This is a genomic window from Filibacter tadaridae, from assembly GCF_900609045.1.
GTDB classification, from domain to species: domain Bacteria; phylum Bacillota; class Bacilli; order Bacillales_A; family Planococcaceae; genus Sporosarcina; species Sporosarcina tadaridae.
On record NZ_UXAV01000020.1, the window covers coordinates 75,179 to 98,210 of the forward strand.

A 23,032-nucleotide genomic window follows, 5' to 3' on the forward strand; every position below is an offset into this window, starting at 1 on the left:
TTCTATAGGTATACGCTTGAATGGTAAAGTTTATGCACAGTTAAGGTTATGTTATGCGTGCGAGCTGGCATCTATACTCGAAGGAAATACACATGCATTGATGAGCGAAGTAGAAGTTTGACTACATACTAAAAAGCATCACTCGGCTATGAGTGATGCTTTTTAGTGTTAATAGGCTATGCCGACTCGATAACCGATGTGGTTGCCCGTCATTAATTCGCCATAAGCAAATGCGGCGGTATCGCCGACTGAAATCGCTTTACCATTTTCGGGTAAAAAGTCACGTCCAATCCGGTAATCACCAACTGCTCCCCCGCTTGGCAAGAACGTCGGACAGATAATTGTCCAGTCCAACCCCGATTGACGGAGCATATCAAAAACTTTATGGTGCTCTTCCGCCGCGAAGGTCAATCGCTTACTTGAATCCCCTGCTTCATAGCGTACCTTTTCAGGTTGTGTTCGACTTTGTAAAATACCAGCTGTTCCAATTGTCACGATTCGCTCGATTGATTCTGCTCTCATCGCTTTAATCATTTGTGGCACAGCTTCTGTAAGTGTCGTTGTTTTGTCAGTGCCGAGAGCGCTGAATACGCGCTCCGCACCCGAAATAGCTTCGGTTACCGCCTCTTTGTCACAGACATTCCCTTGAACGATTGTTAATCGGTCATGCGGTGTCAGTTTTTCCGGCGACCGAACGAGCACGGTCACTTCATGTCCATCTGCAAGTGCTTTCTTCAACACTCCCCCACCTACTCGACCCGTAGCTCCAAACAATGTAATCTTCATTGGGCTCCCTCGATTCTTAAAAACTTTTTCATTGAATAAATAAATAAACACCCGTCACAATTAAAATACAATACGTGAAAACGCGAAAATGTTTTTGATTGATGTGGTGGAACAGGCGTTGACCCAAGAATAAACCGACTACGACAAGTGGTAGCGCCAACCCGCTTGATGTCCAAATTGTTTTGTTCGTTCCGACAAATACCATTTGAATGGCTAAACTGATGGAATAAATGAAAAGGTAAAATGCGAGCGTAGTTGCACGCAGTGTTTCTTTCTGTGTATCCGTTCCTGAAAAGTAAAGCAAAAGCGGTGGACCCGGCATACCAATTCCTGTCGTAAAGGCACCTGATAATCCACCAACGATGTAGTCCCGGCCTTTGCTTTTCTTAAATCGGAAGTTCAAGATCAATAGGACTGTCAGCACAAGCAAAACAATACCAATACTTATTTTCAACTTGCCGATGTCAGCCATAAGGAAAATAATAAGCCCAAGCGGAAGACCAGGTAAACTGCCGATAATAAGCCTTTTCAATATGCCTGCATCCACGTCTTTATGTATATTTACAATAAGTGCAGCTGAAATGACAAGCGATAAAACAAGGTTGATTTGAATCGCTTCCCGTGGTTCAAAAATCATAAGCAGAAACGGAGTCGCCAAAATTGAAAAACCGAAACCTGTACTTGTTTGCAGGATAGATGCGATTAAAATAATCGCGATAAATATGAAAACTGTCAACTAATCACTACCTTCTCTACACGTTCAGTATAACAGAGAGATGGGAACGTTTTCATTCCCAAACGGTTTGTTCAGAATAACTTTTCTTTAATTAAATACTGTTTTGCATGAATTGTTACACGTGGAACATTTCATACCCTGAGAAGTTGTATACAACAGGCGCTTGCTATATTGGTCGACATAAAGAATCCTTTCAACAACGCTTGGCACTTGGGGGCGCCTCCCGCAATAAGCCAGCCAGAAGACCGCTGTCAGTCTTATTGCTTCGGGTACCCCAGTAAGACGCCTTCGCTGGAGATTATATAGAATCATTAGTTCAAAATAAATATGAAGAAAACGTTGAAAAAAATAACGCCCTGCTAAAAAAGGCCACCCATTACATCTGAAAAAACAGATGTAATGGGTGGCTTCTATTTTATACACTTAAACCGGTTGACCAACAAGCTGACGCATAGTGCCATGCTTTGCCAAATTGTCATGCCATGAGAATGCTTTTTCTAGGACGTGAGGAGTTTGACCCCCTCTTTCCAACGCTTCATTGTAATACGCCCATAATTGTTCACGATACATCGGGTGCGCACAACGTTCAATCAGCAATCCAACTCGTTCCCTCGGCGCTAGCCCGCGCAAGTCTGCGTACCCTTGCTCCGTGACAATGATGTCGACATCGTGTTCTGTATGATCGACATGCGTTACGAATGGAACGATGCTCGAAATGTCTCCACCTTTTGCCGTGGACTTCGTAACAAAAATAGCGAGACGCGCATTACGGGCAAAATCACCCGAACCGCCAATTCCATTCATCATTTTCGTTCCGGATACGTGAGTCGAATTGACATTGCCATAGATATCGAGTTCAAGTGCCGTATTAATCGATATCAAGCCGAGACGACGGATGATTTCGGGATGATTCGTAATTTCTTGCGGTCGCATAACTAGTTTATCTCGATAGGTATCGAAGTTATTGAACACTTTGTCCATTTTTTCATCAGATAAGGTAATAGAGGCGCAAGAAGCAAAACGAACTTTTCCAGCATCTATTAAATCGAATACCGCATCTTGAAGCACTTCTGAGTATACTTCCAACTCTTCAAACTCGGAGTCAATCATTCCGTAAAGTACTGCGTTTGCAACTGAACCGATTCCAGATTGCAAAGGAGCAAGATGTTCAGTCAGTCTCCCCGCTTGGACTTCCGTACGAAGGAATGTCAGCAAGTGTTCCGCCATTACCGCCGTTTCCGCATCGGGTGCGACGATTGTCGACGGTGAATCGAGTTGATGAGTAAACACAATTCCTCGCACTTTTGATACATCAATTTGTATACCTGTCGTACCGATTCGGTCATCCACTTTTGTAAGCGGAATTGGTTGCCTTTTACCTTGTTTGCCCGGATTATATAAATCATGCACGCCTTCCAGTTGCGTAGGTTGTGCTGTATTAATTTCAATAATGATGGACTTCGCATGCTCGGCGAACGTTAACGAGTTGCCGACAGAAGTCGTCGGGATAATCATGCCGTCTTCAGTGATTGAAACCGCTTCCAAAATAGCGAAATTGATTGGCTCTATCACTTCTGAACGAATTAATTCGGATGTATGTGATAAATGGTGATCCACAAAAAGAAGCTCACCTTCGTTAATCTTTTTCCTCATTACAGGATCAGCCTGGAAAGGTAGACGCTTATGTACGATGCCCGCTTCGGCAAATAGTGTATCGATATCGGAACCTAAAGAAGCCCCCGTGAAAACGTTCACTTTAAATTTTTCTGTTTCAGCCCGTTTAACCAAAGCTAACGGCACTGCTTTTACATCTCCAGCACGTGTAAATCCGCTTAACCCCAACGTCATTCCATCTTCAATCCAAGATGCCGCTTCCTCCGATGAGACAACGACATCTTTTAGTTGAAGGCATTTGATGCGATCCATTTGATTCTCCATCTGCATTACCCCGATTCATAACTTTTAGACAATAATAGCGCAAAAGCTAACAGAAAAGTGGGTTTTTGATTTAGAGAAGGAATAGTGGGGTAAAGCAGAATATACGCAGTTTAAAATAGCATTGTTAAAAGTCCAATAACTTTCTGAAATAGCTGGAATACGATTGACTGACTGGAATTCGCACTTCATCGTCCATTGCCAACACAAATGTCGAGTGTGTATCTGGATAAATTTCACGAATCCGATGCACATTTACAATGAAGGAACGATGACAACGAACAAATGCCTCATGGGGCAATAAATACTCGAATTCTTGCAACGAGTTTTTATGTGTACCCGAGAATCGATCTGTAAATACATGTGTCTTACGGTTTTTCACTTCAATATAGTTAACCTCTTTAAAGGGAACGGGTATCCATCCATCTTGTGTTTTCACCGTTACAACTGACTTCCCCTCTGTATAAGCCGGGTAAATAGCTGTCACGCTCCCTTCCAGTTTCCCTTCAACGTGGAAAGGAACAACCATCCCGTGATAAGGAGTCCCTAAAACATCTTTGTTAATGAACTCGGATACTTTTTGTTGCTGGGTAATTGCTTTGTATGCCATCGTCCCTTCTTTTACTGGGTCACCCGGTTTAATCTTCAAATCCACACGCTTGCTGGGTCGATAGTAGATGTATTCTTTTCGATTCGATACGGCAATTGAGATTTCATCCGAAAACAATTTCCCTATCGTATCTAAAAGTGCAGCAATACTTAGTATTTCCATTTCTAAGAACTCCTTCATAACCTATTTCATAGTCTGTATTGCAATACGAATAGTACAATCTCATGTATAATTAATTGTACAATAACCCGCCCCTCCATTATAATAAATAATCATAGACGAAAGATTATGAGAACATAGAAAATGTAGATAACTAGGAGGATTCCGCATGCATATTAGAGACTTGCTTTTAGAAAGACTAGCAGTGGCAACAGTAAACAACGAAGATACCGTGGAAGAGGCATTAGCTAAAATCACCGCAAGCGGTTACAGATGTATTCCTGTTGTAGACAAAGAAGATACCTACAAAGGGATGATTTACAAGGTCCATTTAATCGAGTATCTATATGAAGAAAAAGGCGATAAGAATTCGGCAATCGATTCTTTACTGAAACACCAAGATACGTTTATAACAGAACGTTCCTCTTTCTTAAGCGCACTTATTAGTATTAAATCCTTGCCTTTCTTGAGTGTCGTTGAGCACGGAAAATTACTTGGCATTCTTACTCATAATAAAGTGGAAAGTGTACTCGAGGATGCGTTTGGATTAAAAACAGGAGGCATCAACATCACCCTCTCCTCAACCGAAGCAAAAGGCATGATCGAGAAATTAACGAAAACACTACGTCATGAAAATATCGAAGGCATGTTCACATTGGATAATGGTTCTGTATTGGCAAGACGAGTTGTTATTACGCTTGAAAACGGAAAAACGGATGAAGAGATTGAAAAACTAAAAGAAAAATTCGAAAAAGGCGGTTTCAGAATTCTACAAGTCGACCGCATCGAGAAGAAATAACTGGATATGACGACAAAAAACGAGGCCACATACTCAAAGTATGCGCCTCGTTTTTGTCGTTATACAGACTTAACTTGCCCATCCGGCTCAGGCACACGTGCTAGAAGAGCCAAGCCTATGATGAATAGGATAATCAAACTGAACACACCATATGCCGAACTTCCGGTCAAATGTGCAGTCACACCAAGGAGCAAGGGCCCCATAACAGAAGCAAACTTTCCGAAAATATTATAAAAACCGAAGAACTCATTCGATTTTTCTTTTGGAACAAGTTTTGCGAAGTACGAACGGCTAAGCGCTTGAATACCTCCTTGTGAAGTAGCAACAAGCATGGCCAATACCCAGAAATCCATTGTTGTTTCCATGAAAGACGCATAAATACACACGATAATATACACGATAATGCCCACATACAGCATTTTCTTTCCTGTGAACTTCTGTGCTAACTTCCCGTAGAGAATCGCAAATGGAGCAGCCACCACTTGCGTAACAAAAAGAATGATAAGCAAACTTGTTGCACTAATGCCTAAATCTGTTCCATAAGCCGTCGACATCGCAATAATTGTACCGACACCATCAATGTAAAAGAAATATGCTAGTAAAAACAAGAACACAGTCCGGTATTTTCGAATTTCACTAAATGTAGTGCCCAGACGTTTAAACCCACCTGCTAAAACATTAGGTTCACGTTTGATGGCATGAATTTGACGCACATTATTAATCATTGGAATCGTGAATGTAAACCACCAAATTGCCGTAATAACAAACGCAATGCGACTGGCCGTTGACACCGCTATCGGGATAATTTCATTTTGTGCCAATAGAATAATAGCGATGCTGATGATGAACGGAATCGTACTCCCGATATACCCCATCCCGAAGCCCCTTGCGGATATACGGTTCATGCGCTTTTCCGGCGTGACATCTACGAGAAATGCATCGTAAAATATATTTGCCCCGTGAAAACCAACCGCGGTTACTGTATATATGATTAATAATAATAACCAATTATCGCTTGGTACAAAGGCAAGTGACGCCGTCGACAATGTCCCTACTGCAAAGAAAAACAAGAAAAACTTCTTTTTCATACCTTCATAATCGGCTATTGCCCCCAGAATCGGCCCAATCATCGCTAAAATGAATGTTGCGATGGCGACCGTGTAGCCAAGATACGCAGTTGAAGTTGATAATTCTACGCCCGCTCCTGTAGCGACCGACTTATAATACAGCGGAAAAACAGCAGTTGTTATAATGATAGAGTACGCGGAGTTACCCCAATCGTAGAAAATCCAACTATTCTCTTGTTTACTGAACTTCTTCAACCCATCCCCCCCTTTCATACTACTTCCCTACAGTGTACAATACAGCGTCCTAAAGTATATGCGAAAGTCGAAATTTCACATTTGCGATAACCCTATTACCATTTTACCGTCGTCCTTCTTTTCGGAAACACAACGCGCCAACCCACTACTACAGCAACAAAAAGGATGGCAATGTATACATACAAACCGAACTTCACCGCTCCCAACAGCAAATGGGCAATAACAAATACACCAATCAGCAAACTTGAAATAATTATTTTAGCCCCACCTGTACTTTGTGCGAATTCAAATGACCGCGAAAAAGGAAACGTTTCATTATTGATAAGCTTATACGTAATAAGTGATTGAACAATCCCTACCAATAAAATCGCAAACAAATCGGGAATGATTCTTACACCAAAAGTCCATGTGAAAGCGATGCTCAGCAATAGAAAGACCGGTACATACAACTTCACTAAAAATGCTTTTAACGTCCCGCTATAAATAGAAGATAGTTGTTGAATAGGTGCTGCTTTGAAAATCCAGCCCCCTTTGTAATTCCCTGAGAATTGCAACATGTGGATGATGGTCGGAATCAATAGATTACAAAAGTAAATGAACAAGAACGATTTTCCCAAAGAGACTTCAGTAATCGTTTTATCCCGCAACTCATTGAAGATGAAGATGAATGGAAAAACGAGCCCCATTCCCAGTCCGGGATACACTTTCAATTTAAACTCCCGTTCCTGCTTCATCATCAGCGCAGCAAAACGGAAGAAAATCCTTTCCTCGTTTCCGCGGCATATTACTTTCGCCCATAATTCATCCAGTCCGTTCCATTTCTTTTTACGCTTTCTTGTATCACTTAACAATTTCTCCAAATTGCGTTCAAATGCAGGCATTAATCGCGCGTAACAGTAGATGGAGATGATTGGAACAATAACAGCGAGCAATGCGAAACCAATCATATACGTGGAATAGTTCTGATGTAACACAACTTCAAACAACGCACCGAACCAGAGCGGCGGAATAGCGAAGTGCCACCACGCAAACGAGTACACCACATCCAAGTCAATGAATTCAAAAGATCTGATAAATACCTGATAACCGACAATAACTCCCACAGATAAAAGAATCTGCACATAATTGATGATATCTTTTAAGCGTTCCCCGTCGAAAAACCGTAAAACGAAAAGATACAGTAAAGCTGTCAACACGACGATGAAAAGCATTGTGAACAGTAACCCCGCAAGGAAAGTCAGACCGAACAATGGCCCGTGTTTAAACACACTTATGATAAGTGGAAGTACCGCGAAAGCACCTGTCACATACGTCATATAAATACCGACATGCATCATTTTTGCCGCGCTAAGCGTTCGACCGCTAATCGGTTTTGTATCCAATATATTTTTGTCCCTAATATCCAACAACACTGAAGAAAAGTCCGAGATCATCGATGTCATGACGATGAACATCACCATTGCAAAAACGATACCCATTTGAAATATATAGTTTTCACCGAGTAAAATAAATGGTATTAGAATTAGTCCATATAAGCCATATACCCACAACGACTTGAGAAAGTGGTTACCCTCTTTCTTCTTATTATTCCCTTGGAAAATCGTAGGAACCCGTCTTTCATCCATCGTCAACTTTACTTGTAGTATCTTTTGCATCGCATCAAAGTCGATGCCAAATTTTGTGAAAAGTCCTCTAAACAATGCCAGGAATCGTAATGAACGAAAGTCATGCATTACCGTTTCCCTCCTGCACAATCGTGACAAATCTTTCTGCAATATTCTTGTGTTCGGTGAATCCGGTTAATTGGTTGAAGATTTGTGCCAACGATCCTTCTTTGCTGCGTTCCTGCAACTCTTCAAAACTACCATCTGCGACCACTTTCCCGTTGACGAGCAATACAATCCGATTACTTATTTTCTCGACGAGATCCATAATGTGTGAGGAATAGAAAATCGTTTTACCCTGTGCAGCCAATTGCGACAAAATCTCCTGAATGATCATCATGCTATTCGCATCCAATCCACTTAACGGTTCATCCAGGAACAGTAAATCGGGATCATGCAATAAGCTTGAAATAATGAGTACTTTTTGTTTCATTCCTTTTGAAAACGAGGACAATCGCGCATGGATAACTTCCCCAAGATCAAATTCATGCAATAACTTGATCGCTTTTTCTTCCGCAAGCGCCCGGTCCATCCCGTAAAGTTCACCCGTGAATATCAAATACTCACTTGCCGTCAAATTATCGTAGGCTTCCGCATTTTCAGGGACATAGCCAATTCTACGTTTATAACTTGGGTCACCCGATGCAATATCCTGCCCGAAGACCTCCACTTTCCCACCGTAACCGTCTATTAAGCCAAGCATAATTTTAACCGTCGTACTCTTGCCGGCACCGTTCGGACCGATATAGCCAATAATCTGTCCTTGGAACACATCCAAGTCGATACCGGTCAGCACATTTTTTATGCCATAATTCATGGTCAGATTTTGAAGAGATAATATCTTCTCACCTTTCATATTCAGCACCCCCAATTACTTAAATAATATGTCTATTCTAACACACCGATTCTATGCAACTTAAAAAAAACCAAAGAATTAAATCTTTGGTTTTGCTTCTGTGGCTTATGCGATTTTCAATATATATGTTGACACAAAGAATCCCTTCAACTACGCTCGGCGCTTGGGGGAGCTACCCCGGTAAGGCGCCTTCGCTGGTAATAATATAAAACTATTAGTTCAACATATGTAGCTTAATCTATCGATTACACCCAAAAAAATCGATTATAATCGATTTAATAATCGTTACAAAAAGTTATTCAAAAAAAACCTCAACATAATACAAAGCTTACAAACAAACTTTTAAACGAATATACAAAAAAAGACGGAAGCGCAATGCCTCCCTCCCGTCCTTTTCCATTCGAATCCCACGTAGGCTTTCCCTTCATGGGATTTGAATGTATTAAAGCTCCTGATAATCCTTCTGGTACTTGCCGCCGTCTTTTACTGCCGAATGGTACAAAGCTTTCAGCGCAAAGTTCTTTTCCAATTCATGATCCTTCATGATTTGTTTCAGCTCTTTCGACAAATTGGCATCTTCCCTAACCAGTTGCTCCATTTTCTTGATTGAATATTGCATCTCACGTTAACCTCCCCGTACTGAATTTGTTCTTACATTATAGCATTGTTTTCGCATTTCATTTCACAATAACGCTATAATTACAGTATGTGCACGAAACGGGAGGAAGTAACGCAATGTACAAGACAATCGGGATACTTGCCCATGTAGATGCAGGGAAAACAACCTTTTCTGAACAGCTACTGTACCATACGAACAGCATCCGCCAAAGAGGACGCGTCGATCACAAAGACGCCTTCCTGGATAGTCATGCAATCGAAAAAGAGCGGGGAATCACGGTCTTTGCCGATCAAGGAATTATTTCCTATAACAATTCCACCTACACAATCATCGACACGCCCGGACACGCCGACTTTTCACCGGAAATGGAACGGGCCATTCAAGTAATGGATTACGCCATCCTTATCATCAGTGCCGTTGATGGTATCGAAGGTCATACGGAAACCGTTTGGCAACTACTTCGCAAACACAACGTGCCCACCTTCTTCTTCGTCAATAAAATCGATCGGGAAGGAACCGCTATAGAAAGTGTGTTGGACGAAATCCGTACCCAGCTAACTGAAGACGTATGCGATCTGACAAACACTTTCCATGAAGGCATCATGCACGAAGAGCTCATTGAGTATATCGCCGAACGGGATGAAACACTTCTCGAACACTATATGGAAACCGGTTACGACAAAGAACTTTGGCTTCAAACGTTTAAAACAATGATTCGGGATGGTAAAGTCTTTCCCTGTGCGACTGGCTCTGCCTTAAAAGACATAGGTGTCCTTGCGTTTTTTGAAAAACTGGACCTTCTAACGGAGACAACGTATACAGACATGGAAGACTTTGCAGCACGTGTCTATAAAATCCGCCATGATGAAAACGGCCATCGCATTACTTTTCTCAAATCCATTAGTGGCACACTTCGCGTTCGGGATGAAGTTACATATGGGGAACATACAGAGAAAATTACGCAGCTTAGAGTGTATAACGGAAATAAATTCAAAACAGTAGATTACGTTCATGCCGGAGAATTATTTGCAGTTACAGGACTGACGCTTGCTTCCATCGGTGACGGCATCGGTGCGCTGCAAGAGAAATCCATTTTCGAATTGGTCCCAACGCTGAAATCGACTGTCCTTTTCGATGACTCCATACATGTCAAAGAAGTGTTGCGCTGCTTCAATTTGTTGGACGCTGAAGATCCGTCCCTACGAGTTTTTTGGGATGAACATTTCCAAGAAATCGATGTGCACGTTATGGGCGTCATCCAACTTGAGGTCCTGCAGCAACTGATAAACGAGCGGTTTTCATTTACAGTTTCCTTTGGCGAGCCCCAAATCCTCTATAAAGAAACCATTGAAACAGCTGTAATTGGTTACGGCCATTTCGAACCATTAAAACACTATGCAGAAGTCCATCTCAACATCGAACCAGCTAGTCGAAATAGCGGAATCTCATTCGCCAACAACTGCCACGCAAATGATTTGTCGATCGGTCATCAAAATCTGATTCGTCATCATCTATATGAACGCAATCACCATGGCCTATTGACGGGTTCTGCCCTCACTGATGTCACCATTACATTGCTGACGGGTCGTGGGCATAACGAGCATACTTCCGGCGGTGATTTCAGGGAAGCCACTTATCGTGCGCTTCGACAAGGATTGGAACAAGCACAAAATGTATTGCTCGAACCCTATTACGACTTCAAGATAAAATTGGAGACAGACCATATCGGTCGTGTGCTGTCCGATATTCAACAAGCACATGGCAACTTTGAACCGCCCGAAACAATCGGCAGCAAGACTAGCATCAAAGGGCGTGTACCTGTCGCCGCCTTTATGACATACAGCACAACTTTCGCATCCTACACTAACGGAAAAGGTGTCCTGACCTTGCAATTTGGCGGCTACGACCGTTGTCACAACCCCGAACAGGTCATCGAAAAAATAGGCTACGATAAAAATGCAGATCCCGAGTATTCATCCACTTCCATCTTCTGCGCAAAAGGAAAAGGCTATCCCGTTCCTTGGGATGAAGCCGAGAATGCCATGCATTGCTTGTGAATACAATTAAGGAGAGGCAAATCTTCTAGAATGAAGGAGACGTTTTCATGATTGCACTTTGGATATTGCTTGCAGCATTTTTGGGGACCAGTAGTTACGTATGTACATTGGTTTATATAAGGTATGTGAACGAGGGAAAAGATTTAACGAATCCAAGACTCTTGGGAGCCGTTTCATTATTTCTAGCTATTGTTGTTTTCATGACTTTTGTTTTGTCTATATAGTGTAATTTTCTATGTAGTTGTTAGGGGGTACTATATAAATAAGTTGGTACCTGAAATAGAGTGAAACTTCCCACCTTTCCACATCGTATAATACTTAAAGGGGTGTTTGCGATGCAACGGGACATTCATGAAAGACAAATGGAATTGATGATGAAACGGACAGAACGGAATCGGATTAAGCGTAGATTGGATGGGACGGAGCAACAGCTAAATGAGGCAACTGTTCTTCGTGATCGTCTGCACAAGCAACTGACAAAAGAACAATTGGATGTCGTCAAATTAGGGAAATTTTCATTTCTGAATAAAATCAGTGAGTGGACAGGTACATGGGACGAAAAAATGAAGAAGGAAATTGAAGAGGTGGCGGACGCTGAATTGAAGTACAATGAAGCGGAAAAAACAGTGACCGACCTGGAAGCAGAAGTGGAAAGATTGCGCGCCGAGATGAGTAATCTAGCGTTTGCTTATATCGATGAAGAGTGGAGCGACTTCCTGAAAGTGAAAGAGATGTGGATCCGACAGAACGACTCGGCGGCAAATCACACGCTACAGAAGATTGCAGATGATCGCATCCGGATCCATTCGATGATGCGTGAAATTGTAGAAGCACGTGATGCGGGAGACAAAGCGATCCGTGCATTGGATGCCGCGCTCGACAAACTCGGCTCCGCAGAAGGGATATCGATGTGGGATACATTTCTTGGCGGCGGCATGCTCGTATCCGCTATGAAATATTCTGAAATCAACAGTTCGGATGATCTGGTCCACCGGGCTCAACGCGCTTTACGCCATTTTGAAACGGAATTGATGGATGTCCAAAATGTAGCGTCAGAATCCTTCACTGTGAATAAAAATGATATCTTCACCTTCACGGATATCTTTTTCGACAATATCTTCTCCGACTGGATGGTCCATTCACGAATTACCGACGCCAAAAGTAAGCTGAACACAGTATTGAAAGATGTGTGCCGTGTGCGGGATCAGCTAGCCAGAAAACATGCGGAATCGGAAGAGGAATTAAGACGGATAGAACAACAGCAGCAGGATATCATTGTTTCCTGATATACGCTGGAAGAAAGAGTAGAAGGGGTGTATCAGTATGAATGACAAAAAAGATCTTTTAGATAATGATCCTTTTTTTTCATGGTACTAAAGCAGAACTAAAAATTGGGGATTTATTAGAACCGCAGTACTTATCAAATTACCAAGATAAAAAATCTAACTATATATATTTTACAGCAACATTGAATGCTGCTAGATGGGGCGCTGAATTAGCAAGACCTGGATCAAAAGAAAGAATTTATATTGTAGAACCATTAGGTGATTTTGAAAATGATCCGAACTTAACTGACAAAAAATTTCCTGGAAATCCAACACGTTCTTATAGGTCTAAATCTAATTTGAAAATAATAGCCGAATTAAGTTCATGGGAAAGACATTCCGATGAAGAAATAAATCATATGCTTGCATCTTTAAAAAAGTTAACTGAAGAAGGAAAAAATGTAATATACGATTAATCCTTAGAATCTATAAAGTCATGATCTTCAAAATATAGACAAATAAAATCAAACTCCCCAGCCCATTAATTCCTGAGGGGCTCCCTTTCAACAATGTTTTTGGGACTCCAGCACGTTTAGAAATACGTTTTACAACAAAATTATAGGTTCCCGTTTGAGAAACAATCGTGAATATTTAAATAATAACGATTGTTCATTGCAAATAGACCTATCAGTCTATGCAAAATATACCCTATTCCACCTTTAGATAGAATAGGGTGTATTTTGCATAGACACAATGCTCGTTATATACATCAATCCATCTTTTTCTTCCTAAATACGACAACTGTCAATGCAAAAATAGCGATAATCCAAAGTACAATGATTCCTAAATTCCACCAAACTCCACCAAGTCCAATTCCACTTTCAACCTTTGCTGCAATGTCCATAAGTTGCATGTTCGGCGTATAGTCCAACGCTTTCAGGATAGGGTATTTGTCTGCAAATATCGTTGCCATTGATCCAAAGCCAAAAACAAGCATAAAAGGCATAATAATTACAGAAGCTTCCATAACTGAATTTGCAAGCAAGCCAAGAAGCGTACCCAAACCAATATAAAACAAACCGCTTAATAGGATCGAGCTGGCAGTGATGAGTAGGTTTTCTGGTTTGTATCCCGTCATCATTGCCCCGATGATAACCACAATCATCATCGCAATCAAGCTTAACAAACTTTTCCCACTGAGTATCTCTAATGTGGAGGCAGGCGATAACATTAACCCACGCAGGGTGTTCTTCTCTTTCTCTTCAGCAATTAAACAGCATTGAATAAAAGACCCGACGACAACCAACGTGATATTGATGACTGTATAGTGCGCTTCAACCGCAATATTACTATTCATTTTCCCCATCACAAACGCAATAATAAGTGGCATAAAAACGGTAACTGAAACAGCCGAGTTTCTAGAAATATCTTTGAAGTCTTTCTGAAAAATAGCGTTTACGCGTTTCATTGAAAATGTCATAATAGTTTCCTCCCTGTCACTTGGACAAAAATATCTCCCAATGTTGGTTCGTTTGAGTGAATGGCTACGATGTTGTTAGACGACATCTGGTTGAACATCATTTGAGCATCCTCAGCCGTGCTCTTCAAAACAAATTTCTCATTGTTTTTTAACTCTACAGTCATCGTTGAATCCGAAAACTGTTTTCTTAATTTCCTTGGGTCATCCATGAGCTGAATTTGACCTTTATCTAAAAACGCTACTCGATCACAAAGCAGTTCTGCTTCGTTCATATCATGAGTGGTCAGGAATATTGTTGTTCCCCTTGCTTTCAATTCCCGTAGTCCATCATGAAGATGCTGTGAATTCACTGGATCGAGCGCAGAAGTCGGTTCATCAAGGAATAGTAGCTCTGGTTCATGTAAAAGTGTTCGCGCAAGTGTCACGCGCTGAATCATACCTTTCGACAACTTTGAAATAATCTTTTTCTTTTCTTTAGTTAAATTAACAAGCGCCAACACATCAGCAATCCGTCGCTCCGGTACTTCATATAGTACACAATAAAGTTTCAAATTATCATAAATGGATAGCCTGCCATACAGACCACTGTTGTCTGTCAGTACTCCAATTTTCTTTCTTGATTTACCTTTTTTCATATCTGAAACTGGTTCACCGAAGACGGTTGCTTTTCCGCTCGTCTGATTTAATTGGCCAGTCAATATTTTAATTGTAGTCGTTTTTCCTGAACCACTAGGACCGAGAAATCCAAAGATCTCTCCCTTCTTAACGTGAAAATTAACATCCTCAAGTGCCGTTTGATTTGCGAAAACCTTTTCCAATGATTGAACTTCGATAATGTTTTCCATTGTTCTCCCCCTAAAACATGCAAATTGTCTTTTCGTAACTGCATCTTCAGATTAAGCTGTTTCCGATGAAATTACAGCATATTTCCCGCGAAAAGAGCCTTTTAGGGGGTGAATGGAGCTTATTTCAGGTCCAACATTACTTTCAATTCGGCCATTTTTGTTTTTGAAAGTGGGATGTTAGACTTTTTTTCATCATCCAGGATAAGACTATAGCTGTTCCGTGTCCATGTAATCACTTCACGAACTTTTTGAAGATTGACAATATATGAACGGTGACAGCGGAAAAAACCAAAATGTTGGAGACGCTCTTCAAGCTCATTCAACGTGAACATCGTCGGGAAACCTTCACCCTTAAAATGTAAATATGACTGGCCATCATTACTTTCAATATAATCAATTTCGGGTGGATCAAAGAGTATAATTTTTTCATTTACCTTCGTCGGGATTTTCTCAAAACGCACCGGTATAGCTTCTGCTTTTTCAATTTCAACTGTTGCAGTGACTTCTTCTTTGATTGAATCCATTTCAGCTTCCTCTGTCACTTGGATTTCATGCAAGCCACCTTCATCCAACTTATACACTTTATCCGCTAAGGTAACCGCGCTCTCCATACTCCCTGTCAAAATGAGAACACTTTTACCTTTCGCACGCAATTCGTCTAACATAATCATCAATACTCTTTGTGTTTCAATGTCGAGATTTTGATCCGGCTCTTCAAAAATGAGTAAATAAGGATTTTGGAATAGGAGCCTTGCAAATTGGATTCGGCGTTGTTCGGAGTAAGATAATTTCTTTATCCTCACATTCCTTTTCTCTTCAAGATGAACTTTTTGCAAAATCACTGAAATCTCTTCATATGTATTGTAAAGTTTTCCGTAGAAATTGAGCTGTTCAATAACTGTTAATCGCTCATATAACCCCTCATTAAGGAATGAAAAACCAATATCCGGGAGATGTACGTTCGAAATCTTGGTCTCACCTATGGATATTTCGCCATTAAAAATAGGAACTTCCCTTGTAATCATTTGTAGAAGTATATTTCGTACATTCAGACTGGAGTGGATCGCCGTCACTTGACTGAAACCTACCTGTAAGTTGAATGTAGGAAAAATAAGTGAATCGTTCAATCTCTTTTCTACATTAGTAAATTGCAAGCTCATTATCGTTATCACTTCTCCTTTCTAGTCAATTAAGTATAAACAATCAGATCCATCTTGCTACAATATACCCTAAACAAAAGAGTCCATTCTTGATTAAAGCCATAAGAATGTACCACTTCTGCAATGTTTTTTATCAACGATTGCCGCAAAACTCACCACTCATTGCCCAGGAGTTTACCAATGAGATAACATCAAGAAAGTACAAATTTGCAACGTTTAGGACGTTAAAAGATTAATAAGCCTAACCCCTCCGTATCTTAAGCGAGGAATTAGGCTTATGATCCGCGACAAACGCGCCCGATTGCGAAACGAGAAAATATAAAAAAACAATCCAATTGGAATAAAGCCACTAAGAAACAGATTGTATCCTTTTCTTTTTTCTCTTATAAAAATAACGCCAAATAAAAAAGATTGTCCAAGATATTAGAGGGAATAAACCTGTAATATATCCGGCTGGGTTTTCAGTAAATTGCACAATTAATATTTGTGCTATCACAGTGGGTACCATAATAATCAACCATACTCTAACTTCCTTGTTTTTCAAACTTAGTTCAAATCGGTCACTCATACGTCTCCCCCCTTGCATTTAATTAAATGGCCCAGATTGCGGAAGATTGATCCTATTGACAATTCGTCAAGTTTGTATAATAAGTATAACATCCCGATTTCTGAGAAGTATGTTTTTGTTTTTGAGTATTATTGCACCATACTTTGTTATAATTAAAAGAATTAGATAATAGTGAACGGGGTGATTCAATGGACAACCAAACAAGTTTCCTGATGTATCAAACAGAAGATGGAGAAACAAAAATCAATGTCCGTATAGAAAATGAAACGGTTTGGATGACGCAGAAAGCGATGGCAGAGCTGTTTCAAAAGGGTGTTCCTACAATAAATGAGCATATAAAAAATATATATGCAGAGGGTGAACTTGCGGAGGAGGCAACTATTCGGAAAAACCGAATAGTTCAAGTTGAAGGTTCACGCAAGATAGAAAGAATGGTTGCGTTTTACAATCTTGAAATGATCCTCGCTATTGGCTACCGTGTCCGTTCGCACCGTGGGACACAGTTCCGTCAGTGGGCAACTGAACGCCTGAACGAGTATCTTGTTAAAGGTTTCACGATGGATGATAAGCGATTAAAAGAGGTTCGAAATCTTGGACAAGATTATTTTGAAGAATTACTAGAACGCATTAAGGATATTCGAGCATCTGAAAAACGATTCTATAATAAAGTTACGGATATTTATATGACCTCCGTTGATTATGACGCTAGTGTGCCTGCAACAAGTCAGTTTTTTGCAACCGTTCAAAACAAATTACATTATGCAATCACAGGTCTAACTGCCGCCGAAATAATCATGGGTCGTGCAGATGCAACCAAAGACAATATGGGGTTAACAAGCTGGAAAGGTTCACAAGTTCGCAAGGGGGACGTAAGTATTGCAAAGAATTATTTAATTGAGGATGAGGTAAAGGATCTCAATCATATTGTCACTATGTATTTAGATTTCGCACAATTACAGGCAAAGAAGCAAAATCCAATGTATATGAAAGATTGGGCAGACAAGTTGGATGCTTTTTTACAGTTTAACGGACAGGACGTTCTTACAAATGCGGGAACCGTGAAAAGTGAAGTTGCTAAAACGCTGGCGCATTCGGAATATGAAAAGTACCATCAGCAGCGTTTAGAAAGTCCACCAAAGGATGACTTTGATAAGTTTTTGGAGGAACAGGGATTGAGGCGATGAGGTGACACCATCATATCACACTGGACTAATCTAATGTGATGACTGTATTCAAAAAAGCGCCCGATTGAAGAAGATTTATTAACTATATCGTTTGTTCAATTTGAGACCTTTTCTATAACTCCAAAAAACATATCCACTAAGACATAGCTGGACAATGCCAATAATTAAAAAGGGGCCAGTTACTATATACATTTCACCAACGGCAATGTACTGAAAAGCCAAACCGAACAAAAAAACTGCTCCCATAACAGCAGATGCATACCAAGAACTATTATGTTCTTTTTTAAAACTTAACACTGCCGCTATAATATTACCGAGTCCAAATATGACAATTGCTAAAATCCCAGGCATAACCCAACTATCAAAAGGAAGATTGGACACCCAACTGTCGGGATATGGATCGGCAAAAAACGTTCCATTACTCGACGTTATCATTTGAACCCCTAGCCAGATTGCACCCATCGCCAAAAACAAATCATAAATGCCCAACACGATTGCACCAGTTTTACGCATTACCTTCCCCTCCCCAAATAATGACTTATAAAAGTTTTAGCATAACTGTTAAACAAAATGGCCCGATTACGGGACAACGACCATTCCTCGTTCAATTTCAGTCTATCCTATCGTATAGCTCATTTAACCTTAACATATTAGCCAAAATCTGAAATAGTGCGTATAGGGAAAGGGATGTTAAAAGGACTTGTTATAAAAGTAATATCTTAATTCCCCACTGAAATAGGCTTAAATCTTTGGTTTCTCACATCCGTGCCGACACACAAATGGTTCTCCAATGTAAAAAAAGATGTGATTGGAATATAAATATCCCAATCACATCTTTTTGAATTTTTTATCCCGCACTCACACTGCTTTTTTTTCTATCTCTTTGTTTTTTCCCTTTTTACTGGAAAACAATCCAGATAGGGCTTCCGGAAGCGCTATTAAGGCTGGCAGGAAGATAGGGAGTAAGATGAAGCACAGCACGATTAAGCCTGTAATGACTGCAATAGCCAATTCGGTTAAAAGTACAATTCCCGCCGGTGTAAGTGTTGCAAAAGTACCGCCGAGAATGATTACAGCCGATATGATCACACCACCTATATGCTTAGAAGCCATTACAATCGCCTCTTTAGGTGGTAAATCCGGATACTCCTTGAACCGCATCATCAGGAATATGCTATAGTCTACTCCCAAGGATACAATAATGATAAAGGAGAAGAATGGAACAAATGAAGATAAGCCTGCATACCCCAGCAAATCTATGAAGATGGAATTTACGACGAACATCGCCGCATAGTATGCACCTACAAGGGACGCGGTAATGAAGATTGGTGTCCAGAAAGATCTTATAACAAAGAACAGAACAAGCAATACGCCAGCAATGACGATAACCGTTGTTTTGCTCAAGTCTCTGGACAAGATATCGTTCATATCTCTCGTTGTTGCACTCGATCCCGCTGTTCCATACTCAGCACCGGAAAGTACCGTACCTTTTAATCCGGTAGAAATAGTCTCATTCATTTTATCAATTGTCTGTAACGCTTCATTTGAATAAGGGTCGTCATTCAAAATAACCGTCATCTTTGTGATCTTTCTGTCTTTGGACATGAATGCATCTAAAGAACCTTTAAATTCATCATTCGTTAAGGCTTCCTCTGGAATAAAGAAGCTTTCATTCTTATTCAACTGCGTCAAGTAACCATTCGTTTGGCCTATGCCATCGGAAATTCCTTCTAATCCGCCGTTTACATCTGATAATTGATCTCCGAAAGCACTAAATCCATTGAGGCCTTCAGCAAGCTGCTTTTGTCCTGATTTCATCTGACCAAGCCCAGCATTTACACTGTTCATATTAGTTACGATCGTGCCAATTCCTGATGAAGCCTCGCCTAGTCCTTGTTTGAGCTGCTTCAAACCACCTGCGAGTTTGTCCAACCCATTGCTGATTTCTGCAAGACTCTTATTGGCTGTGCCAAAACCAGCAGTAGCTGCATTGTATTGTTCATTTAATTGGTTGATTCCCTCGGGCGTAATATCACCTAAAGAGGATGATAGTGTATCAAGTGTCTGTTTTAATCCCACATAGTGTTCATCATTCGTTAAATCGGAGTAACTGTTTCCTAGGTCTGCAACCATTGATTGCATTAGAGAAAGTGTTTCTTTTACCCCTAGAAGGGCTTTTGCAGCACCTTGATAATGTGTTCCCATTTCCTTAAACCCAGCCTGCATTTTTCCATAGTTTTCAGCTAGCATGGATACGCCGCCGCCCATCTCTGAAAGATTGGTTTCTATGGATGTGAGACCGTTTGAAATGGTTTGTGGATTGCTTGATCCATCATCGATTCCGGACTGGATTTGCTTTAATCCATTGGCTAATGCCGTTACGCCGTCCTGAAGTTTTGCCGTACCATCGACCATTTCACTTACTTGTGAAAAGTCTGCCGAGCCAAGCCTTTCCGACGCTTCTTTCATCCCAGCAGATATGGTATCCACACCATTTTGCGTTTGTGATAAACCATCTGTCACCGTTCCCATTTGACCGGAAACATAGAAATCGTCAATTCTATCGCCCAGAGGCTGTGTGACAGAAGATACCTGTTTGATACCCTTCATTCCTTTGAGTCTCTCTGTAATATCATCAATCACAGCAAGAGATTCATTATTATCCAGGGCTTTCTTACTTTCAATGACAACAGTAGCTGGCATCGATTGTCCTTTGCCAAAATGCTCAGAAACCAAGTTGATTGCTTTTGAGGAAGGATATTTGTTTCCAAGTTCCCCTACGGTATCAAAGTTAAGTTTCTCTTCATGGAATATGACCATCGGACCGATGATTAAAAGTATGATCATTGTAATGATGATCGGATGCTTGACTCCAAGAGATGAAGCTTTACCCCAGAATTTGTTTTCCTTATGACCGCCGACATTCTTAGAAGGCCAGAAGAGCTTTTTGCCTAACACCTTCATGACAAAAGGCGTTAATGTTAAAATTTCGAGTAATAATAGGGTCACACCAATGACGACAACGACACCGGATTGATAGATTGGTGATTCGGAGAAAACAAGTGCAAGAAACGCAATAAATACGGTGAGTATACTATAAGCAATTGTTTTTCCTGCTGTTTTATACGTTTTAACGATAGAATCATCGACCGAGTGGCCACGTGACAGTTCTTCTTTAAATCGATTGAAAAGAAGAATATTGTAATCCGTGCCAAGCCCAAAAAGAATAAGGACTAATAGCATCTGGGTAAGACTGGTAATCGGAAATCCTGCTTTATCTATTAATTGCGCTGCAATCCCCATTGAAGTCAGATAGGAAAAGGCTACAGCAAGCAAGGATACGAGCGGTGTTACGACAGATCTAAAAGCAACGATTAGGACAACTAATATAAAGATGACCGTCAGCGCGGCACTCTTCTCTACACCGGCCTGGGTTGCTTTTAAATAGTCATTATTGATGAAGTCTTCCCCGCTCAAATAGTATTCGACAGGCACCTTATCAAGCTTTTCCTCAAATAGCGGTTGGATTTCATCTATTTCTCTATCTTTTTTATCAAGCTTATAGCTTACCATCAAGGTTGTACCATCTTCAGAGACTAAAGAGCTTTTAGCTTCAGGCATGTTGAAGGGGTCAATCATGTTCGTGATACCAAGCTCTGAGCTACTATCCTTAAGTGAATTTACTGCGTCCCCGATCTGTTCCATATCCTGCTTTGATATTTTATCTTTATCATAAAAAACGATTAGGTTATCTGTCCCTATTGTTGTATCCATCTTTTTTAAAATATCATTCGCTAGAACGGAGGGGCTGTCTTTACTCGTGCCTTCCTGTCCTTGATCTCGTAATATTGCATTGACGTCTGGTTGAATAACAGTTAGTACAACTGTGGCAATTAACCATATTGCTAAAATAAACCAGCGTCCCTTTATGATTGTTCTCATCCTTTAGCCTCCCGCGTTGTTGTTTATTTCTTAGGTTCGTCTCTCTCAGAGAAGTACAGAATATTAAAGAATTTATTGTCATCCATGTCTTCAGCTATCATTTTTTCTTTCACGGCCGAGACCAGCACTTGCATTCCCTGTTCCACTATCTCCTGTTCTTTAGCGTCCAATCGATCTAGCACGCCAATTAATGACTGATTTTGAATTTGTGCTATACTCTCATCTATATTTTCATCAAGTCTTTCAGATAAAGAAATATCCACTAAGCGTTTATCCCTTATATTAGGTGTTTTCTCCAGAAATCCTTTTGTCACCAATCTTTCTACAATATCTGAGACGGTGCTTTGTGTCATTTTCAAATTTTGTGAGAGCAGTTTGACACTTACGGTTTTATGAGCAAATACTTCTGCAATAACCCTCACTTGTGGAATGGTGACACCATGCTCCTCTGCTTGTTTCTGAAGACTTTTCATTGTATAACGATGCAAATATTCAATGGATTCTCCAATAAAATTAGCCCTTTCCACTATTCCCCAACCCCCTCTTTTTTTAAAAAAACGTACACGATGTATCGTACCCGATATATATCATAAAAAGATACGGGCTATTTGTCAAGGGAAAAAAGTTCACTTCCATTTTAAGAGATGACATGATTGTTCTTTGGCAAGGTAATCTCGTAAGTGTGAGGTACCTATGCGCCAAACTTTCGTGTTTGTTTAAAGATTCATGATTGATTTTCACGCCGTTCACAATGGACGACATACTCATAAAAGCTCGATTCACAGTGAAAAGTACCAGGTTATAAAACAACTCAGAGTCGTTTTATAACCTGGTACCCGAATTTAATTATTGAATGACAGCATGTTTAGGTGAAACAAAAAAGGTAGTTCCTAAATCCAGGAACTACCTTTCATTATAAAAATGTTCTGATCTGCTTTAGGCATAGATCAATCACATCATCAGGGGCTTTTTCTGATATTGTTGCATTTCTCGCCCGAAAGACCAGATTTTTTAATTGGCCCTATCTCAGAACAACATTGTACGA

At 40.5% G+C, this 23,032-nt stretch carries 20 protein-coding genes; 5 read left to right on the plus strand and 15 right to left on the minus strand.

What is annotated here, in order from left to right; all coding sequences use genetic code 11:
- Positions 1 to 168: 168 nt before the first annotated feature.
- The 4 genes from FILTAD_RS03305 to FILTAD_RS03320 all read right to left on the minus strand — a co-directional run bounded on the left by FILTAD_RS03305 (position 169) and on the right by FILTAD_RS03320 (position 4,229).
- The gene (locus FILTAD_RS03305) at positions 169 to 786 is read right to left on the minus strand and encodes an NAD(P)-dependent oxidoreductase (protein WP_124069087.1); all 618 of its coding nucleotides are present in this window, start codon (positions 784 to 786) and stop codon (positions 169 to 171) included.
- A gap of 28 nt (positions 787 to 814) precedes the next feature.
- A complete protein-coding gene (locus tag FILTAD_RS03310; RefSeq protein ID WP_124069088.1) occupies positions 815 to 1,522 on the minus strand; it encodes a sulfite exporter TauE/SafE family protein in 708 nt (235 codons plus the stop codon).
- 423 nt (positions 1,523 to 1,945) lie between these two features.
- Complete coding sequence (gene scpC, locus FILTAD_RS03315) at positions 1,946 to 3,460, minus strand: succinyl-CoA:acetate CoA-transferase ScpC (RefSeq protein ID WP_124069089.1); 1,515 nt, start codon at positions 3,458 to 3,460, stop codon at positions 1,946 to 1,948.
- 124 nt (positions 3,461 to 3,584) lie between these two features.
- Positions 3,585 to 4,229: a LytTR family DNA-binding domain-containing protein gene (locus FILTAD_RS03320; protein WP_124069090.1), complete on the minus strand. Its 645-nt coding sequence runs from the start codon at positions 4,227 to 4,229 to the stop codon at positions 3,585 to 3,587.
- A 166-nt stretch (positions 4,230 to 4,395) separates the two neighbouring features.
- On the opposite strand from FILTAD_RS03320, the gene FILTAD_RS03325 reads away from it, so the two are divergent.
- Positions 4,396 to 5,025: a CBS domain-containing protein gene (locus FILTAD_RS03325; RefSeq protein WP_124069091.1), complete on the plus strand. Its 630-nt coding sequence runs from the start codon at positions 4,396 to 4,398 to the stop codon at positions 5,023 to 5,025.
- Between the two features lie 59 nt (positions 5,026 to 5,084).
- On the opposite strand, the gene FILTAD_RS03330 is transcribed toward FILTAD_RS03325, so the two are convergent.
- From FILTAD_RS03330 to FILTAD_RS15930, 4 genes are all read right to left on the minus strand, one after another.
- Positions 5,085 to 6,365: an MFS transporter gene (locus FILTAD_RS03330; protein ID WP_124069092.1), complete on the minus strand. Its 1,281-nt coding sequence runs from the start codon at positions 6,363 to 6,365 to the stop codon at positions 5,085 to 5,087.
- Between the two features lie 77 nt (positions 6,366 to 6,442).
- On the minus strand, positions 6,443 to 8,080 hold the full coding sequence (locus FILTAD_RS03335; RefSeq protein WP_124069093.1) for a hypothetical protein: 1,638 nt from the start codon (positions 8,078 to 8,080) through the stop codon (positions 6,443 to 6,445).
- Positions 8,073 to 8,867: an ABC transporter ATP-binding protein gene (locus FILTAD_RS03340; protein WP_124069094.1), complete on the minus strand. Its 795-nt coding sequence runs from the start codon at positions 8,865 to 8,867 to the stop codon at positions 8,073 to 8,075. The genes FILTAD_RS03335 and FILTAD_RS03340 overlap by 8 nt, the downstream gene beginning before the upstream one ends.
- A gap of 442 nt (positions 8,868 to 9,309) precedes the next feature.
- Positions 9,310 to 9,486 carry a hypothetical protein gene (locus FILTAD_RS15930; protein ID WP_203229639.1) on the minus strand — a complete coding sequence of 59 codons (177 nt, stop codon included), beginning with the start codon at positions 9,484 to 9,486 and terminating at the stop codon, positions 9,310 to 9,312.
- Positions 9,487 to 9,602: 116 nt separating this feature from the next.
- On the opposite strand from FILTAD_RS15930, the gene FILTAD_RS03345 reads away from it, so the two are divergent.
- From FILTAD_RS03345 to arr, 3 genes are all read left to right on the plus strand, one after another.
- Complete coding sequence (locus tag FILTAD_RS03345) at positions 9,603 to 11,543, plus strand: elongation factor G (RefSeq protein ID WP_124069095.1); 1,941 nt, start codon at positions 9,603 to 9,605, stop codon at positions 11,541 to 11,543.
- A gap of 335 nt (positions 11,544 to 11,878) precedes the next feature.
- A complete protein-coding gene (locus FILTAD_RS03350; RefSeq protein WP_124069096.1) occupies positions 11,879 to 12,829 on the plus strand; it encodes a hypothetical protein in 951 nt (316 codons plus the stop codon).
- A gap of 65 nt (positions 12,830 to 12,894) precedes the next feature.
- Positions 12,895 to 13,284, plus strand: a complete 390-nt coding sequence (gene arr, locus FILTAD_RS03355) for an NAD(+)--rifampin ADP-ribosyltransferase (protein WP_415579326.1) — start codon at positions 12,895 to 12,897, stop codon at positions 13,282 to 13,284.
- 293 nt (positions 13,285 to 13,577) lie between these two features.
- Here the strand turns inward: arr and FILTAD_RS03360 are convergent, their stop codons facing one another.
- From FILTAD_RS03360 to FILTAD_RS03375, 4 genes are all read right to left on the minus strand, one after another.
- A complete protein-coding gene (locus tag FILTAD_RS03360) occupies positions 13,578 to 14,288 on the minus strand; it encodes an ABC transporter permease (protein ID WP_124069097.1) in 711 nt (236 codons plus the stop codon).
- Positions 14,285 to 15,133: an ABC transporter ATP-binding protein gene (locus FILTAD_RS03365; protein ID WP_124069098.1), complete on the minus strand. Its 849-nt coding sequence runs from the start codon at positions 15,131 to 15,133 to the stop codon at positions 14,285 to 14,287. Before FILTAD_RS03365 ends, FILTAD_RS03360 begins: the two co-directional genes overlap by 4 nt.
- A 119-nt stretch (positions 15,134 to 15,252) precedes the next feature.
- Positions 15,253 to 16,293: a LytTR family transcriptional regulator DNA-binding domain-containing protein gene (locus FILTAD_RS03370; protein ID WP_203229640.1), complete on the minus strand. Its 1,041-nt coding sequence runs from the start codon at positions 16,291 to 16,293 to the stop codon at positions 15,253 to 15,255.
- Between the two features lie 349 nt (positions 16,294 to 16,642).
- The gene (locus tag FILTAD_RS03375; protein ID WP_124069099.1) at positions 16,643 to 16,861 is read right to left on the minus strand and encodes a hypothetical protein; all 219 of its coding nucleotides are present in this window, start codon (positions 16,859 to 16,861) and stop codon (positions 16,643 to 16,645) included.
- A 188-nt stretch (positions 16,862 to 17,049) separates the two neighbouring features.
- Here FILTAD_RS03375 and FILTAD_RS03380 point away from each other — a divergent pair, with 188 nt between their 5' ends.
- The gene (locus tag FILTAD_RS03380; RefSeq protein ID WP_124069100.1) at positions 17,050 to 18,045 is read left to right on the plus strand and encodes a virulence RhuM family protein; all 996 of its coding nucleotides are present in this window, start codon (positions 17,050 to 17,052) and stop codon (positions 18,043 to 18,045) included.
- A 78-nt stretch (positions 18,046 to 18,123) separates the two neighbouring features.
- Here the strand turns inward: FILTAD_RS03380 and FILTAD_RS03385 are convergent, their stop codons facing one another.
- The 3 genes from FILTAD_RS03385 to FILTAD_RS03395 form a co-directional block, all read right to left on the minus strand.
- Positions 18,124 to 18,558, minus strand: coding sequence for a hypothetical protein (locus tag FILTAD_RS03385; protein WP_124069101.1), 435 nt, complete (start codon positions 18,556 to 18,558; stop codon positions 18,124 to 18,126).
- Between the two features lie 345 nt (positions 18,559 to 18,903).
- Entirely contained in the window at positions 18,904 to 21,987 is a 3,084-nt protein-coding gene (locus FILTAD_RS03390) for an MMPL family transporter (RefSeq protein ID WP_124069102.1), read from the minus strand.
- Between the two features lie 23 nt (positions 21,988 to 22,010).
- Positions 22,011 to 22,514, minus strand: a complete 504-nt coding sequence (locus FILTAD_RS03395; RefSeq protein ID WP_124069103.1) for a MarR family winged helix-turn-helix transcriptional regulator — start codon at positions 22,512 to 22,514, stop codon at positions 22,011 to 22,013.
- Positions 22,515 to 23,032: the final 518 nt, after the last annotated feature.